14 protein-coding genes and 1 other RNA gene are annotated in these 15,103 nt (G+C 64.9%); 5 read left to right on the top strand and 10 right to left on the bottom strand.

Translation table 11 applies throughout. The annotated features are described in order from the left end of the window. Window positions 1–119: 119 nt before the first annotated feature. Window positions 120–398, top strand: coding sequence for a hypothetical protein (locus AC1D02_RS03785; RefSeq protein ID WP_477313820.1), 279 nt, complete (start codon window positions 120–122; stop codon window positions 396–398). Here the strand turns inward: AC1D02_RS03785 and AC1D02_RS03780 are convergent. The 6 genes from AC1D02_RS03780 to ffs all read right to left on the bottom strand — a co-directional run bounded on the left by AC1D02_RS03780 (window position 319) and on the right by ffs (window position 5,665). After that, window positions 319–1,143, bottom strand: coding sequence for a DUF2334 domain-containing protein (locus AC1D02_RS03780; RefSeq protein ID WP_477313818.1), 825 nt, complete (start codon window positions 1,141–1,143; stop codon window positions 319–321). The two genes, AC1D02_RS03785 and AC1D02_RS03780, sit on opposite strands and share 80 nt — an antisense overlap. Next, window positions 1,130–2,263: a glycosyltransferase gene (locus AC1D02_RS03775; protein ID WP_477313816.1), complete on the bottom strand. Its 1,134-nt coding sequence runs from the start codon at window positions 2,261–2,263 to the stop codon at window positions 1,130–1,132. Before AC1D02_RS03775 ends, AC1D02_RS03780 begins: the two co-directional genes overlap by 14 nt. A gap of 119 nt (window positions 2,264–2,382) precedes the next feature. Then, the gene (gene recR / locus AC1D02_RS03770; protein WP_477313814.1) at window positions 2,383–2,973 is read right to left on the bottom strand and encodes a recombination mediator RecR; all 591 of its coding nucleotides are present in this window, start codon (window positions 2,971–2,973) and stop codon (window positions 2,383–2,385) included. A gap of 7 nt (window positions 2,974–2,980) precedes the next feature. After that, complete coding sequence (locus AC1D02_RS03765) at window positions 2,981–3,307, bottom strand: YbaB/EbfC family nucleoid-associated protein (protein WP_477313812.1); 327 nt, start codon at window positions 3,305–3,307, stop codon at window positions 2,981–2,983. 35 nt (window positions 3,308–3,342) lie between these two features. Continuing rightward, complete coding sequence (locus tag AC1D02_RS03760; protein ID WP_477313810.1) at window positions 3,343–5,460, bottom strand: DNA polymerase III subunit gamma/tau; 2,118 nt, start codon at window positions 5,458–5,460, stop codon at window positions 3,343–3,345. 106 nt (window positions 5,461–5,566) lie between these two features. Next, window positions 5,567–5,665, bottom strand: an RNA gene (ffs, locus tag AC1D02_RS03755) — signal recognition particle sRNA small type. A gap of 30 nt (window positions 5,666–5,695) precedes the next feature. Here ffs and AC1D02_RS03750 point away from each other — a divergent pair. Continuing rightward, window positions 5,696–6,310 carry a hypothetical protein gene (locus AC1D02_RS03750; protein WP_477313808.1) on the top strand — a complete coding sequence of 205 codons (615 nt, stop codon included), beginning with the start codon at window positions 5,696–5,698 and terminating at the stop codon, window positions 6,308–6,310. Further along, window positions 6,310–6,924: a hypothetical protein gene (locus AC1D02_RS03745; RefSeq protein WP_477313806.1), complete on the top strand. Its 615-nt coding sequence runs from the start codon at window positions 6,310–6,312 to the stop codon at window positions 6,922–6,924. Before AC1D02_RS03750 ends, AC1D02_RS03745 begins: the two co-directional genes overlap by 1 nt. 40 nt (window positions 6,925–6,964) lie before the next feature. Here AC1D02_RS03745 and ubiD read toward each other — a convergent pair whose 3' ends face one another. Continuing rightward, window positions 6,965–8,449 carry a 4-hydroxy-3-polyprenylbenzoate decarboxylase gene (gene ubiD, locus AC1D02_RS03740; protein ID WP_477313804.1) on the bottom strand — a complete coding sequence of 495 codons (1,485 nt, stop codon included), beginning with the start codon at window positions 8,447–8,449 and terminating at the stop codon, window positions 6,965–6,967. A gap of 515 nt (window positions 8,450–8,964) precedes the next feature. Between ubiD and AC1D02_RS03735 the strand changes: the two genes are divergently transcribed. Continuing rightward, window positions 8,965–9,819 (top strand): transglycosylase SLT domain-containing protein, encoded by an 855-nt coding sequence (locus AC1D02_RS03735; protein WP_477314009.1) that lies wholly within the window; start codon window positions 8,965–8,967, stop codon window positions 9,817–9,819. Window positions 9,820–9,964: 145 nt separating this feature from the next. Here AC1D02_RS03735 and nusB read toward each other — a convergent pair whose 3' ends face one another. From nusB to ribBA, 3 genes are read right to left on the bottom strand one after another with little or no spacing between them, the layout of a single operon-like run. Beyond that, window positions 9,965–10,435, bottom strand: a complete 471-nt coding sequence (gene nusB, locus AC1D02_RS03730; RefSeq protein WP_477313802.1) for a transcription antitermination factor NusB — start codon at window positions 10,433–10,435, stop codon at window positions 9,965–9,967. Between the two features lie 28 nt (window positions 10,436–10,463). Further along, window positions 10,464–10,943, bottom strand: coding sequence for a 6,7-dimethyl-8-ribityllumazine synthase (gene ribH, locus AC1D02_RS03725; RefSeq protein ID WP_305509542.1), 480 nt, complete (start codon window positions 10,941–10,943; stop codon window positions 10,464–10,466). Between the two features lie 46 nt (window positions 10,944–10,989). After that, window positions 10,990–12,102 (bottom strand): bifunctional 3,4-dihydroxy-2-butanone-4-phosphate synthase/GTP cyclohydrolase II, encoded by a 1,113-nt coding sequence (ribBA, locus tag AC1D02_RS03720; RefSeq protein WP_477313799.1) that lies wholly within the window; start codon window positions 12,100–12,102, stop codon window positions 10,990–10,992. A gap of 171 nt (window positions 12,103–12,273) precedes the next feature. On the opposite strand from ribBA, the gene AC1D02_RS03715 reads away from it, so the two are divergent. After that, window positions 12,274–15,087, top strand: coding sequence for a M16 family metallopeptidase (locus AC1D02_RS03715; protein ID WP_477313797.1), 2,814 nt, complete (start codon window positions 12,274–12,276; stop codon window positions 15,085–15,087). The last annotated feature ends 16 nt before the right edge of the window (window positions 15,088–15,103 follow it).

The following is a 15,103-nucleotide window of genomic DNA, read 5'->3' as shown; positions in this document are numbered from 1 at the left end:
GCATTTAGTTCCCGGCGCCGGATTGATACGCCTCAGTGTTCTCAAGGGGCGCACTCCTAAGCTGGATCAAAGGGCGCTGCCCTGCTGCGCCTGTTCTATTTCTGCGGAAAGGAATCGACATGCGCCCGCTCACCATCCTCGCCGCCAGCGCGCTTCTGCTGGCCGGCTGCACCACCCCGCAGGAGCGCGCCGCGCGGATGCAGGCCGACATGGACCGCGTCATCGTCGAGTACGGCCCGGCCTGTACGCGGCTCGGCTACCAGCCCAACTCCGACGCCTGGCGCAACTGCCTGCTGCAGCTGAACACCAACGACGAACTCACTCGCTACGGATCGACCCGCTTTTATGGCGGCTGGGGCCGCTCGCACTGGGGAGGGGGCGGCGTGTGGGGGCCGTAGCGCCGTAGGCGGCGGCGAAGCCGGCCTTGGTCAGCGCCTGGCGCTCGGCCAGCAGGCGCTCGACCAGCCGCTGCGCGTGGCGCAGCAGCGCGGGATGGCGCGCGTCGGCCGGATGCAGGCTGAGGCGCACCAGCGGCTCCGGCGCCAGCAGCAGCGCCAGCGCATCGGCCATGCGCGGCGAGACCAGCCGGCCGGCGGCGTTGCGCGCCGTGTAGACCAGCGAGGGCGACCACAGCGCCGCGCCGGTCCTGAGGAAATGGAAGTGGGTGAAGGTCGTGGTGTAGTCAAAGCCGGCGGCGCGCACCGCCTCCCATGCGCCGTCGCTGAGCAGCCACGCCGGCGGCACGAAGCCACGCGCCGGCCAGCCGCGCTCGGCGAACCAGGCCAGGCCGAGCGCGATGCGCTGGCGCGCCTCGGCCGCGTCGATGGCGGCGAACTCGCCCTCGCCCGTCGTATAGACGTTGCGCAGGAAGCGGCCGCGCCAGCCGCGGGCGCGCGCCGCGCAGTCCAGGTGCGTGTAGCCGTGCAGCGCCAGCTCGTGGCCCTGCGCCAGCACCGCATCGAGCGCGCGCTCCATCAAGGGCGCGGCGATCTTGCGCCCATGGTAGCGCGGCACCACCAGCCAGGTCAGCGGGATGTCGGCCACCGCCTGGATCGCGCGCTGCAGGCAGGCGCAGTCGGGCCAGGTGTCGGGCGCGACATCGTGGATCGAGACGCACAGCGCCTTGGGCTCAGTCGGTGGCACAGATACGCTCCGCGTCGAAGGCCGCGCGCGGCCCGCTGGCCAGCAGTCCGGCGTAGCGGTTCAGCAGTTGCGGCATGATCAGGTTCCAGTCGTACTGCTCGCTGGCCTTGCGGCGCGCGGCCGCGCCCAGCGCCGCCAGGTCCTGGCGGTAGATCGCGGCGATGCCGTCGGCCAGGCTGTCGACGCTGTCCGGCCGCACCACCACGCCGGTGTGCTGGTCGACCAGCTCCGCCACGCCGCCGCCGGTCGCCACCACCGGCAGGCCGCAGGCCATCGCCTCGAGCGCAATCAGGCCGAAGGTTTCGCAGTCGCCCGGATGGACCAGCACGTCGCAGCTGGACAGCAGGCGCGCCAGCACGCGCTGGTTGCGCCGGAACGGCACGTAGGTGATCTGCGGATCGGCCGGCGGCGCGGCGCCGCCGCCGATCAGCACCAGGTGGTAGGGCCGGCCCAGCTTGCGCGCCGCCTCGATCAGCACCGGCAGCTTCTTGTCCGCCGTGAAGCGGCCGGCGTAGACCAGCAGGCGCGCGTCCGCCGTCAGCTGCAAGCGCTGGCGCAAGGTGGCGATGCGCCGGTGCGGACTGAACACGCCGGTGTCGATGCCGAGCGGCTGGTGCACCGCGTCGCCGATGCCCATGCAATGGAGTTGCTGCACCATCAGTTTGCTCGGCGCCATCACCATGTCGAAGCGCCGGTAAAGATGGCCGAGGTAGCGCCGCGCGACGTGCGGCGCCAGCGGGCCGAAGCGGTTGGCCATCAGGCGCGGCAGGTCGGAGTGATAGAAGGCCACGGCCGGAATGCCCAGCTGGTCCTTGGCGCGCAAGGCGGCCCAGGCGCAGGGGCCGGCGTCGCCCGCCTCGATCAGGTCCGGTTGCAGCGAGCGCAGGATGCGCGCGGCGGCGCCGATCGCGTGCGGCATGCGATAGCCGTTCACGCCGGGAAACGGGATGGAGGGAATCGAGACCAGCGCCGGCATCGAACCGCCGCTGTGCACGTTGGGACTGGCGACGGTGTGGGCGATGCGGCTGCGCCGGGCCAGCCAGCGTGATTTGGCATTCAGGTAGGTGCTGACGCCACCGCCCTCCGGGGCGTAGAACATCGTGATATCGACGAGATGCATGCTGGTGGCCCCCTGAGTGAGGCCAACGATAGCAGCGCGCGGCGGCTACCGGTTGCGCACACTCAAACGGATACTAACAGTGTCATTTTACGCCGTTTTGGATGAGGCGTTTCACGCGGCTAGGTAGCGCGGCGATCGAGCATCGCACGGGCGATCGTGCCCGCATCGACGTATTCCAGCTCGCCGCCGACCGGCACGCCGCGCGCCAGCCGCGACACCCGCAAGCCGCGCGATTTGAGCATCTCGCTGATGTAGTGCGCGGTCGCCTCGCCCTCGTTGGTGAAGTTGGTGGCCAGCACCACTTCGGTGACGACGCCATCGGCAGCGCGTCCGATCAGCTTCTCGAGATGGATGTCCTTCGGGCCGATCCCGTCGAGCGGCGACAGCCTGCCCATCAGCACGAAGTACAGGCCCTTGTAGGTCAGGGTCTGCTCGATCATGATCTGGTCGGCCGGCGTTTCCACCACGCACAGCAAGCTGCGGTCGCGCGCCTCGTCCTGGCACAGGTCGCACACTTCGGTCTCGGAAAAGGTATTGCACATGGCGCAGTGGTGCACCGTGTCGACCGCCTGGTACAGCGCGCGCGACAGCATCGCGGCGCCTTCGCGGTCATGCTGCAGCAAATGAAACGCCATGCGCTGCGCCGATTTCGGACCGACGCCGGGCAAGCGGCGCAAGGCTTCGGTCAGGAAATCGAGCGACTTGGACATGGGAGAATCAGAACGGCATCTTGAAGCCTGGCGGCAGCGACATGCCCGAGGTCAGGCCGCTCATCTTCTCGGCCGACGTGGCCTCGGCCTTGCGCACGGCATCGTTGAACGCGGCGGCGACCAGGTCTTCCAGCATGTCCTTGTCGTCGGCCAGCAGCGACGGATCGATGGTCACGCGCTTGACGTCGTTCTTGCAGGTCATCACGACCTTGACCAGGCCGGCGCCCGACTGGCCTTCGACTTCGACCAGCGCCAGCGCGTCCTGCGCCTTCTTCATGTTGTCCTGCATGGCCTGGGCCTGCTTCATCAAGCCTGCGAGCTGGTTCTTCATCATGGTGGTGTTCTCCGGAATCTAAGTGGTAAAGGTAATCAGTTCAAGGCGGGCGGGCGTACCGAGCCCTGCACGACGAAGGCGCCCAGCTGGCGCGCCATCTCCTGCACCCAGGGGTCGGCGGCGACGGTCTGCTCGGCCTCGACGAAGCACTTCTCGCGATACGCCTGCAGCTCGACGCTGGCCGTGTACCAGACCTGGCCGATGTCGATCTCGACGGCGATGCGCGTGTGCGGGAAGCGGTCCTGCAGCGCGGCCGACAGTTTTTCGGTGTTGCCGCTGGCGCGCAGCGTGTCGATCGGCGCGCGCAGGCGGAACGTGCTCTGGTGGCCGTCGCTGGTGCATTCGACCAGTTCGGTCTGCATCGCCAGCTGCTGGGCCACGCCGCGCAGCGGCAAGGTCGCGGCCAGCGCCGGCCAGTTGCCGTCCCATTCGATTTCGGGGACCGGCGTGATCACGTATGGCGGCGCGACGGCGCGGGCGCGCGCGGCGACCGGCGCGGCGGCGGCGGCCGGAGCGTGCTGGACGACGGCGGTGTCGTCGGAAAACTCGGTGACCCAATCCGGCGGGCCGTCATCCTCCGGCTCCTGCGTCGCGGCTTGCACTACCGGCGCAACGGCTTTTGCCGCCGGCTGCTCCCACGGCGGCGGCGCGGATGGCGCCGGGGCCGGCTGCGCCGCGGCAGGCGCCGGCGGCGCCGGTTCTGGCGCGGAAGGCGCCGCCTGTGCCGCAGCCGCGGCGGCCTGGTTCGACATCGCGGTCGACCGCTTCGGCGTTCCGCCGGCACGTCCGCCGCTCGCTGCGCGCGCGGCTTCGAGCGCGGCATTGATCGCGGCGCGTGCCGAATTCATGGCTGGCGCAGGCGCTGCCGGAGCAGCCGGCGGCGGCGCTGGCGGGCGCGCCTGTTGAACCGGCGCGGCAGGCGGCGGCGTCACCGCGGCATGGCTGGCGACCGCCACGCTGGCGGCGCGCGCTGGCGCGGCGGCCGGACGCGCCGGCATTGCCGCGGCACGGGCCGCGGCGGGACCGGCCGGGGCGACGCCCTCGTCCCCGCCCTTGCCCGGACGGAACGCCAGCATGCGCAGCAAAGTCATGGTGAAGCCGGCGTACTCGTCCGGCGCCAGGCCGATCTCGTTTCGCCCGTGCACGGCGATCTGGTAGAACAGCTGCACTTCTTGCGGATCGAAAGCCGCGGCGAGCCGCACGATGTCGGCCAGTTCAGGCAGGTCTTGTGGCACGGCGCCCGGCACCGTCTGCGCCAGCGCGATCTGGTGCAGCAAGGTGCCGAGGTCCTGCAGCGCGCCGCTGTACGACAGGCTGCGGCTGGCCATTTCGTCGGCCACCGCCATCAGGTCGGCGCCGTCCTGCGCCAGCAGCGCGTCGAGCAGGCGTACCAAATAGGACTGGTCGAGCGCGCCGAGCATGCCCTGCACCGCGTCCAGCGTGACCTGGCCGGCGGCATAGGCGATCGCCTGGTCGGTCAGCGACAGCGCGTCGCGCATCGAACCGTGGGCGCCCTGGGCCAGCAGGCGCAGCGCCGGCTGGTCGAAGGTGATGCCCTCCTGCCCGAGAATGTTGTCGAGGTGGCTGATGATGTGGCCGGGCGGCATCTGCTTGAGGTTGAACTGCAGGCAGCGCGACAGCACGGTCACGGGAATTTTTTGCGGATCGGTGGTCGCCAGGATGAACTTGACGTGCTCGGGCGGCTCCTCCAGCGTCTTCAGCATCGAGTTGAAGGCGTGGTTGGTCAGCATGTGCACCTCGTCGATCATGTAGACCTTGAAGCGCGCGTTCGACGGGGCGTACACCGCCTGCTCCAGCAACTGCGCCATCTCGTCGACGCCGCGGTTCGATGCCGCGTCCATCTCTATATAGTCGACGAAGCGGCCGGCGTCGATCGCGGTGCAGGCGTCGCACACGCCGCACGGGGTGGCGGTGATGCCGCCAGTGCCGTCCGGGCCGACGCAGTTGAGCGACTTGGCCAGGATCCGCGACAGCGTGGTCTTGCCGACGCCGCGCGTGCCCGTGAACAGGTAGGCGTGGTGCAGGCGGCCGGTCTGCAGCGCGTGCGACAAGGCGCGGACGACGTGCTCCTGGCCGACCAGCGTTTCAAAGTTGCGGGGACGGTATTTGCGGGCGAGTACTTGATAGGACATGCTGTGATTTTACCGTAGATGGCGGGCGCAGCGAAGAATCATGCTGCCAGGGCGGCAATTGTAGCAAGACGGTAAGGGAATGGGGTAAAGCGGGAGATAAAACGAAGGAGGCGAGCCTGATCTGCGGCACTCATGGTTAATAGCCGTGGCTGCTTCGTTCCCGACCTGACCAGGTTAGCCATGCCACGATGCGCAGGGGCCCGCCAGACTGCATTATAACCGACCCTCCGCAGATGTGGCAAAAGAACAGTCTCTGCTTCTTGCCAAGCGCGCTTGGGTGTCCTATCCTTATTTCGATTTCTTCGATTTTTCGAGCGAAAAAATGCGAACTCTCCTCAATAAAAAGACCAAGGGCACGCTCACCAGAATCGTCAGAGAAAGCCTTTCTGCTGCCCTAAACTCCGCCGAGCCGAAGTCGCCTGGCCTGAGCGCAAAGACGGTCGCTTCGGTCAGCAGCAAGTTGGTGGACCAATTGATGTCTGACGACCAGTTTATGGCCTGCTTGAGCAATATTGCGCCGCCGGCGAACGAATTCCTCACCACCGAGGACGCCGCCCGCCTTTCAGGGTTCAGCCGGCCATTCATCATCTCGCTGCTCGATGGCCCGCTCTACACAGGAACAGTGACGCGGTCCCCGAAGGGGCATCGGCGCGTTCTGCGCGGCGAGTTCGCCGCTTGGCTAAGCGCCGCGTCCCTGCCGACATACTCGCCTGAGACGATCAAAGATGTCCGTTCCGGCCCCAGGGATGAACGGCCCGTGGCGCGCAAGGAAACAGCTACGCAACGAAAGGAACGGCTTGCAGCCAAGGCGAAAACGATGGAATTTGCCAGGTCAAATGGCATTTTCTGATGGCAGCCCCGCCGAAGCCTGCCCTGGTTTTGGCGGATGCAAACATATTGGTGAAGGATGTAGTGTCCGCATCCCTGTTCGACATGAACAAGGCCGGATTGATTGATTTGCACTGGACGCCCGAGATCGAAGCCGAATACATCAGCATCGCGCGCGCCGTCGAGCCGGGAACTACGGGAGGTCCACGCGGCTTGAAGACCTCGATTGGGCGGCGAAACGGATCGAACGCAGCAAGCAGTATTCCGGACCCAGGCGACGTTCATGTCGCCCTGGCCGCGGCATTTATGGCCGAACAATCGAAGACACCGGTCGTCCTCGCGACGCACGATTTGGGGGACTTTCCTCAATCGGCGCTCGCCCCATTCGATGTCGTCGTGCTCCATCCGGGACTGATCCTCGACATGCTTTACCAATCCCACAGCGACGAGGTTTCAGCAACATTGTTGGACACTTGCCGAAGCTTCAGCAATCCGGAAATCACCCCGAAGGAGTTTCTGAGGTCGATTTCGGGCAAAAACCAATTTGACAATCCTGAATTGGCCGCATTGCTGGCAATCGATTGGAAACTCGCCCCCTCAGCAATCAAAGGTTCGGGCGGCAAAACGGGGCTCTGACCCGCGGGGACTCGGCTCCCATGTGATTTCCTATCACGTATCAGATGCCGAGTTCGTGCCAGATGTTATCGATGCGCGCCTTCACTTCCGGCGTCATCTCGATGGTGGTGCCCCACTCCCGGTTGGTCTCGCCCGGCCACTTGTTGGTCGCGTCGATGCCCATCTTGCTGCCCAGTCCACTCACCGGCGAGGCGAAGTCCAGATAGTCGATCGGCGTGTTGTCGACCAGCGTCGTGTCGCGCAGCGGATCGACGCGCGTCGTGATCGCCCAGATCACCTCTTTCCAGTCGCGGATGTTCACGTCCTCGTCCACCACCACGATGAATTTGGTATACATGAACTGGCGCAGGAAGCTCCACACCCCGAACATCACGCGCTTGGCGTGGCCGGCGTACTGCTTCTTCATCTGCACCACCGCCATCCGGTAGCTGCATCCTTCCGGCGGCAGGTAGAAGTCGGTGATCTCGCTGAACTGCTTCTGCAGCAGCGGAATGAACACTTCGTTGAGCGCCACGCCCAGCACTGCCGGCTCGTCGGGCGGCTTGCCTGTATACGTGGAGTGATAAATCGGATTGCGCCGCATCGTGATGCGCTCGATCGTAAACACCGGGAAGCTGTCCTGCTCGTTGTAATAACCGGTGTGGTCGCCGAACGGCCCCTCCATCGCGTGCTCGTAGCCGGACGGATGGTTCGGATCGGCCAGGATGTGCCCTTCCAGCACGATCTCGGCCGACGCCGGCACCCGCAGCTCGCTGCCAAGCGCCTTGGTCAGCACCGTGCGCTGGCCGCGCAGCAGGCCGGCGAACTGGTACTCGGACAGGCTGTCCGGCACCGGCGTCACCGCCCCTAATATGGTGGCCGGATCGGCGCCCAGCGCCACGGCGACCGGATACGGCGCGCCCTTGGTCGCGATCGCGTGCTCGCGGAAGTCGAGCGCCCCGCCGCGGTGCGCCAGCCAGCGCATGATCACCTTGTTCGGCCCGATCACCTGCTGGCGGTAGATGCCCAAGTTCTGGCGCTTCTTGTTGGGCCCCTTGGTGATCACCAGGCCCCAGGTGATCAGCGGCGCGGCGTCGCCCGGCCAGCAGTGCTGGATCGGCAGGCGCGACAGGTCGACGTCGGCGCCCTCCCAGACGATCTCCTGGCACGGCGCGCCGCGCACTTCCTTGGGCGACATGTCCCACACCGCCTTGACCAGTGATCCCAGGCCCATCAGGTCCTTGAAGCCCTTCGGCGGCTCCGGCTCCTTCAGGCGCGCCAGCACGTGGCCGATCTTGCGCAGCTCGCCGACGTCGGAGGCGCCCATCCCGAGGGCCACCCGGCGCGGCGTGCCGAACAGGTTGCCCAGCACCGGCATGTCGTAGCCGGTGGGATGTTCGAACAGCAAGGCGGGTCCGCCGGCACGCAACACGCGGTCGCACACCTCGGTCATCTCCAGATGTGGTGAAACTGGCAAGGAAACGTGCTTTAATTCGCCCATCTTTTGCAACTGGGAAATAAAATCACGCAAATCGGAATAGTTCATCGTTTTTTAATTTTTTATTGTTGAGCACACAGTTGTTGAATTTGCCACTCCAAGTGATTGATTTCACAGGACTTTGCTGCATTGCGTCATAAAAAGTAAGATCTAAAAGTAATAAAGGATCGCCGTGCTCCTATTGACTTGATATATGCGAGCTTTTACAATTTGCTTCACTTGATGAGATAGCTGCGTCCTATGACGTGATTCTAGCCTAGTCTCATACATTCACGGGGTCGGGGCCCCAACGACATTTTTAAGGAGTGTTTTCAAAAGGCGTCTGCCTTATCCCCCGAAAACAGTTGTATTGCCACTGGTTCAATACCACAGGGAACGACCAGCTGAAGCAAGCAATGACGGCGTTTGATCGACCGCAGCAGCGGCGATAGACGATATTTCTGATGCACGGCACTTGAGGTCCGATGTGCGCATTTTGCGCCGTGGGGACAGCTTTTTCCGCGACAAAGGGGAATTCGATGAGTAATCGTTTCAACGGGGCGACAGCAAAGCTCGCCCAAACCATGGCTGCCCAGCCTGTTACGTGGTCTTCCGTAACGAAAACGGCACGTGGCCTTGCCACCACCGCGCAGCACACCCTGACCGTGTTTGGTCTGACCGCAGTCACCATCGCCGCCGTGCTGTACGCCCGCCCGGACGTGGCGAAACAGGTTTCCCAGTTCATCGCCCCGGCTCCGGTCGAGGCGCCGGCCACTGCACCAGCGCCCGCGCTGGCGACGCTGATGGAATCGCATCCTGCGCCTGCCCCTGCGGCGGAAGCGGCTGCGCCCCTCAGCGCCGAAGACAAGGCCATGCTGGGCAACCAGAAGCAGCAAAAGTTCGTCACCTCCTGGCTGTCGAAGCGTTACCGCGTTGCCGGCGACGCCGCCAACATGCTGGTGTCCACTGCGTACATGACGGCGCATGACATCAAGCTCGACCCGCTGCTGATCCTGGCGGTGATGGCGATCGAATCGGGCCTCAATCCGTTCGCCGAGAGCCCGGTCGGCGCGCAGGGCCTGATGCAGGTGATGTCGAAGATCCACCACGAGAAGTTCCAGAAGATGGGCGGCGTGCAGGCTGCGCTCAACCCGGTGGCCAACATCCGTGTCGGCGCGCTGATCCTCAAGGATTACGTGCAGCGTGGCGGTTCGGTGGAAGCCGGCCTGAAGACCTACGTGGGCGCCGCGGCGTTCGAGACCGATTCGGGCTACGGCTCGAAGGTGCTGGCTGAGTATCGCCGTCTGAAGATGGTTGCGACCGGCAAGAACGTGCCGACCACCACTCCGGCAGCGCCGGCGCAGCAGCAGGTTGCCAAGGTCGACAAGAAGGCTGAAGAGCCAGTGGTGCCGGCTGGCGAGGCAATCGCCGGTCTGTAAGCAGAACTCGCGCTACATATAAGAAGCCACCGCAGAAATGCGGTGGCTTTTTTATTTTGTCGCTGACGTAAAAAAACCACCGGCATGAGGTGGCTCTTGGGATGGGTCGGACCCCGCGGGGTCAGACCCTGGTGTAACGGCCGAATCAACGCCGGGTATCGGCCGCCACTTCATCCGCGCGAAACTTCGGCGCCAGCTTGTCCAGCACGCCATTGACATACTTGTGACCATCGATGCCGCCGAACGACTTGGTCAGCTCGACCGCCTCGTTGATCACCACGCGGTACGGAATCTCCAGGTTGTTCTTCAGCTCGTACGCGCCGATCAACAGCACGCCGTGCTCGATCGGCGACAGCTCGGCGACGCCGCGGTCGATCAGCGGCGCGAACGCTTCGCGCAGCGCCACCGAATCCTTGATCGCGCCGTACAGCAAGGCCGCGAAATGGTCCGAATCGGCCTTTTCGAAGCCGTGCGCGGCGCGAATGTTGTTGACCACGGTGGTCGCGTCTTCATTGTTGAGCAGCCACTGATACAGCCCCTGCAAGGCGAACTCCCGCGCGCGGTGTCGCGGCGTGCGGTTCTTGCTGGGATTGGCGTGCGGAGTCTTGTCGGTCATGGTGGTCTTCTGTTCTTCGATTTCGGTATTAGTCTTCGTCGGCTTGCAGCTCTTCGAGCGCGAGCAGCAGGTTGGCCATCTCGACCGCGCAACGCGCCGCCTCGGTGCCCTTCTCTTCCATGCGCGCCTCGGCCTGCTCGTCGTTCTCGGTGGTCAAGACCGCGTTGGCGATCGGCATGCCGTAGTCCAGGCCGATGCGGGTGATGCCCGCGCCCGACTCGTTCGACACCAGCTCGAAATGGTAGGTCTCGCCGCGGATCACCGCGCCCAGCGCCACCAGCGCGTCGAACTGCTGGGTCTCGGCCATCTTCTGCAGCGCCAGCGGAATCTCGAGCGCGCCCGGCACGGTGACGTGCAGCACGTCCTCGTCCTGCACGCCCAGGTGCTTCAGCTCGGCCAGGCAGGACGACAGCAGCCCGTGCCCGACATCGGCGTTGAAACGCGCCTGGACGATGCCGATCCGCAGTCCGCTGCCGGTCAAATTGCTCTCATAAGTTCCTACGGTCATGGCTGGCCCCTTCGTGTTGTGGTGTTTGTTAGCTCAATAGTACGCTTCAGGCGCCCGGCTTGGCGAGATATCCCGTCACTTCCAGGTCGAACCCGGTCATCGACGGCATCTTGCGCGGGCTGGCCAGCAATTGCATCTTGCCGACGCCGAGGTCCTTCAAAATCTGGGCGCCGATGCCGTAGGTGCGCAGGTCCATGCTGGCGGCGCGCCCCTGCGGTTTGGCTTGCGGCGTGTCGAGCGCGGCGAATTGTTCGAACAGCTGCTCGGCCGATTCGCCGCAGTTCAGCAGCACCATCACGCCGCGTTCGGATTCCTTGATCGCCTGCATCGCCGACGCCATCGTCCACGAGTGCGTGGTGGCGCGGTTTTCCAGCAGGTCGAGGATCGACACCGGCTGGTGCACGCGCACCAGCGACTCCAGGTTGGGCGCCAGCTCGCCGTGCACCATGGCCAGGTGCGCCGAGCCGCTCGGCTTGTCGCGGAAGGCCACCAGGCGGAAGTCGCCGAACACGGTGTTCATCTGGCGCTCGGCCACGCGCTCGACCAGCGACTCGGTCTGGCCGCGGTAATGGATCAGGTCGGCGATGGTGCCGATCTTCAGCTTGTGTTCTTCGGCGAACTGCAGCAGGTCCGGCAGGCGCGCCATGGTGCCGTCTTCGTTCATGATCTCGCAGATCACCGACGCCGGCGTCAGGCCGGCCATCCCGGTCAGGTCGCAGCCCGCTTCGGTATGGCCGGCACGCATCAGCACGCCGCCCTTGACGGCCTTCAGCGGGAAGATGTGGCCCGGCTGCACGATGTCGCTCGGGGTGCTGTTCTTGGCCACGGCCACCTGCACGGTGCGCGCGCGGTCGGCCGCCGAGATGCCGGTGGTGACGCCTTCGGCCGCTTCGATCGAGACGGTGAAATTGGTGCCGAACGAGGTGCCGTTACGGGCAGTCATCATGCCGATGTCGAGCTGGTCGCAGCGCTCTTCGGTCAGGGTCAGGCAGATCAGGCCGCGCGCATGCTTGGCCATGAAATTGATGGCTTCGGGCGTGACGAAATCGGCGGCCAGCACCAGGTCGCCCTCGTTCTCGCGATCTTCTTCATCGACCAGGATGACCATGCGGCCGGCGCGCAGTTCGGCTACGATTTCCTGGGTGGTGGAGATAGACATATGGGATTCCTATGGGACGGGCGAACATTGCGCAATCCGCTATTTTAAAGGATTTGGCGGCTTCCCACCGCCGCCCGGCCGTATTGACGACCCGAAATTGTGCGAGTCGAGCAGAAATATTGCTGATAGACTAAATAAATCAACCACTCACGTCCTTGCGACCCCGTCCCGATGAAGCTCAAATTCCTGGCCGCGGCCTGCCTGTCGATTCTGCTTGCACAAGGCGCGCTGGCCGAGATCCGGCTGACCGACACCATCCCCGTCGGCCCGCAAGTGAAGGTGGGCAAGCTGCCGAACGGCCTGACCTACTACATCCAGAAGAACAGCCGTCCCGAGAAGAAGCTCGAACTGCGCCTTGTGGTCAAGGCCGGCTCGATCCTGGAAGACGAGGACCAGCAGGGACTGGCCCACTTCCTCGAGCACCTCGCGTTCAACGGCTCGGCCCATTTCAAGCAGCACGAGCTGACCGAGTACCTGCAGTCGATCGGCGTCAAGATGGGCGCCGACCTGAATGCTTACACCAGCTTCGACGAAACCGTCTACATGCTGCCGATCCCCACCGACAAGCCGGAAAACGTCGACAAGGGCTTCCAGGTGCTGGAAGACTGGGCCCACGGCCTGACGCTGGCCGACGCCGACATCGAAAAGGAGCGCGCCATCGTGCTCGAGGAAGCGCGCCTGGGCAAAGGCGCGGGCGAACGCATGAACAAGATCGTGATGCCGAAGATGTACAACGGCTCGCGCTACGCGCAGCGCCTGCCGATCGGCCAGGAAGCGGTCATCAAGTCGTTCAAGCCCGATGCGGTACGCCGGTTCTACCGCGACTGGTACCGTCCGGACCTGATGGCGGTGGTGATCGTCGGCGACATCGATCCGGCGCGCGCCGAGACGCTGGTCAAGGCGCACTTCGGCGCGATGAAAAACCCGTCGCCGCTGCGCCCGCGCACCTATGCGCCGATTTCCGCGCGCGCTGCGACCGAAGCGGTAGTCGCCACCGACAAGGAAGCATCTGGCAACGCGGTGATGATCCGCTATCCGGTGCGTGAGGCGCGCGAGCGCAGCACCTTCGGCGCCTACCGCGAAAAGCTGATCGACCTGATGTTTACGGCGATGCTCAACCAGCGCATGCAGGAACTGACGCAGCAGGCCAGCCCGCCGTTCATGGGCGGCGCCAGCTCGCTCGGCAAGCTCACGCCGCGCTACAAATCCTACGGCGCGGTCGCTTCGCTCGGCAAGGAAGGCGCCGCGCCGGCCATCGCCGCGCTGGTGCAGGAGAACGAGCGCGCGCGCCAGTTCGGCTTCAGCGACGCGGAACTCGAGCGCAGCAAGAAGAACTTCATGCGCGCGATGGAACGCCAGTACAACGAGCGCGAGAAGACCAACTCGAGCACCTATGTGAGCGAATACACCCGCAACTTCCTCGAGCGCGAGGAGATTCCCGGCATCGAGAACGAATACAACTATGCCCGCGAACTGGTGCCGGGCATCACGCTGGCCGAAGTGAACCGCTACGCCCGCGAGACCATCCCGTCCAACAGCGCCAAGCTGGTGGTCTACACCGGCTCCAGCAAGGGCGCCACGCCGACCCCATCGACCGCCGACCTGCTGGCGTGGACCGACGCGGCGGCAAGGAACAAGGTCGCGGCGCGCGTTGAAAAGCAGATCGCATCCAGCCTGATGTCGAAGGCGCCGGCGCCAGGTTCCATCGTCGCCGAGACCACCGAAAAGGCCCTGGGCCTGACCAGGCTGACGCTGTCGAACGGCGTCAAGGTGATCCTGAAACCCACCGACTTCAATAACGACCAGGTCTTCCTGAGCGCCTCTCGTCCCGGCGGCCTGACCCAGTTCGCGCAAAAGGACATCGTCAACGCCCGCTACGCCAGTTCGATCGTCGACAGCATGGGCCTGAACGAATTCTCGCCGCTCGACATGCAGAAGGCGCTGGCCGGCAAGACCGCCGGCATCGGCATGGGGATCGGTCAGTACAGCGACAATATCGGCGGCAGCGCGGGCAGCACCGACGTCGAACTGCTGCTGCAGATGGTCCATCTTCGCTTCACCACCATGCGGCGCGACGAAGACCTGTACAAATCCTATCTGGGCAAGCGGCTTGAAGCCGCGCGCAACGTGATGGCGCAGCCGGCCGCGGTGTTCAGCGACGCCCTGATCGGCACGATGTACAACGACAGCCCGTGGGTGGCGCGCCCGCCGCGGCCGGCGGACTTCGCCAACCTCGACATGGACCGCGCCATCGCGCTGTACAAGGAACGCTTCGCCAGCGCCAAGGGCCTGACCTTCATCCTGGTCGGCAGCTTCGACGTCGAGAAGGTGAAGCCGCTGGTGGCGACTTACCTGGCCAGCCTGCCGACGCCGGACCTGCCGCTGACGGTCAAGGATGTCGGCGTGCGTCCGGTCAGGGGCGTGGTGAAGAAGGAAGTGTTCAGCGGCGCCGAGCAAAAGAGCCAGGTGTCGATTAATTTCAGCGGCCCGGCGACCTTCTCCGAAGACGAGCGGATGCGCCTGCAGGCGCTGATCGACGTAATGAACCTTCGGATCAACGACATCCTGCGCGAAAAGCTGACGCTGATTTACAGCGGCCGGATGAGCGGTTCGCTCGAAAAAATCCCGTACGACCACTACACCATCGGCATGGCGCTGCCGACGGGGCCGGAGAACGTCGACAAGACCATCGCCGCCACGTTCGCGGAAATCGCGCAGCTGAAGGAAAAGGGACCGTCGGCGATTGACCTGGCGAAGGTGAAGCAGAACTGGATCCAGGTGCACCGCAGGGCGATGCGCGAAAACGGCTTCTGGCTGAATGAGCTGCAGTCGTCGGTCACGCTGGGCACCGACCCGGTGGAGTCGGTGCTCACGTACGAACAGCGGGTGGCGGCGATCACCGCGCAGGACGTGCAGGCCGCGGCGGCGCGCTACCTGGACACCAACAACTATGTGCAGGTGGTGCTGTATCCCGAAAAGAAGTAAGGAGCCTGCAAGCTGG

Source organism: Massilia sp. P1_C10 (assembly GCF_056406475.1).
This window is presented reverse-complemented; position numbering and strand designations above follow the sequence as displayed.

What these genes read in the sequence shown, in the direction of transcription:
- recR (WP_477313814.1), bottom strand. Translation starts at nt 2,973, where the DNA reads ATGTCCAAGTCGCTCGATTTCCTGACCGAAGCCTTGCGCCGCTTGCCC.
- AC1D02_RS03760 (WP_477313810.1), bottom strand. Translation starts at nt 5,460, where the DNA reads ATGTCCTATCAAGTACTCGCCCGCAAATACCGTCCCCGCAACTTTGAA.
- AC1D02_RS03765 (WP_477313812.1), bottom strand. Translation starts at nt 3,307, where the DNA reads ATGATGAAGAACCAGCTCGCAGGCTTGATGAAGCAGGCCCAGGCCATG.
- nusB (WP_477313802.1), bottom strand. Translation starts at nt 10,435, where the DNA reads ATGACCGACAAGACTCCGCACGCCAATCCCAGCAAGAACCGCACGCCG.
- AC1D02_RS03775 (WP_477313816.1), bottom strand. Translation starts at nt 2,263, where the DNA reads ATGCATCTCGTCGATATCACGATGTTCTACGCCCCGGAGGGCGGTGGC.
- ribH (WP_305509542.1), bottom strand. Translation starts at nt 10,943, where the DNA reads ATGACCGTAGGAACTTATGAGAGCAATTTGACCGGCAGCGGACTGCGG.
- ribBA (WP_477313799.1), bottom strand. Translation starts at nt 12,102, where the DNA reads ATGTCTATCTCCACCACCCAGGAAATCGTAGCCGAACTGCGCGCCGGC.
- ubiD (WP_477313804.1), bottom strand. Translation starts at nt 8,449, where the DNA reads ATGAACTATTCCGATTTGCGTGATTTTATTTCCCAGTTGCAAAAGATG.
- AC1D02_RS03785 (WP_477313820.1), top strand. Translation starts at nt 120, where the DNA reads ATGCGCCCGCTCACCATCCTCGCCGCCAGCGCGCTTCTGCTGGCCGGC.
- AC1D02_RS03745 (WP_477313806.1), top strand. Translation starts at nt 6,310, where the DNA reads ATGGCAGCCCCGCCGAAGCCTGCCCTGGTTTTGGCGGATGCAAACATA.
- AC1D02_RS03715 (WP_477313797.1), top strand. Translation starts at nt 12,274, where the DNA reads ATGAAGCTCAAATTCCTGGCCGCGGCCTGCCTGTCGATTCTGCTTGCA.
- AC1D02_RS03735 (WP_477314009.1), top strand. Translation starts at nt 8,965, where the DNA reads ATGGCTGCCCAGCCTGTTACGTGGTCTTCCGTAACGAAAACGGCACGT.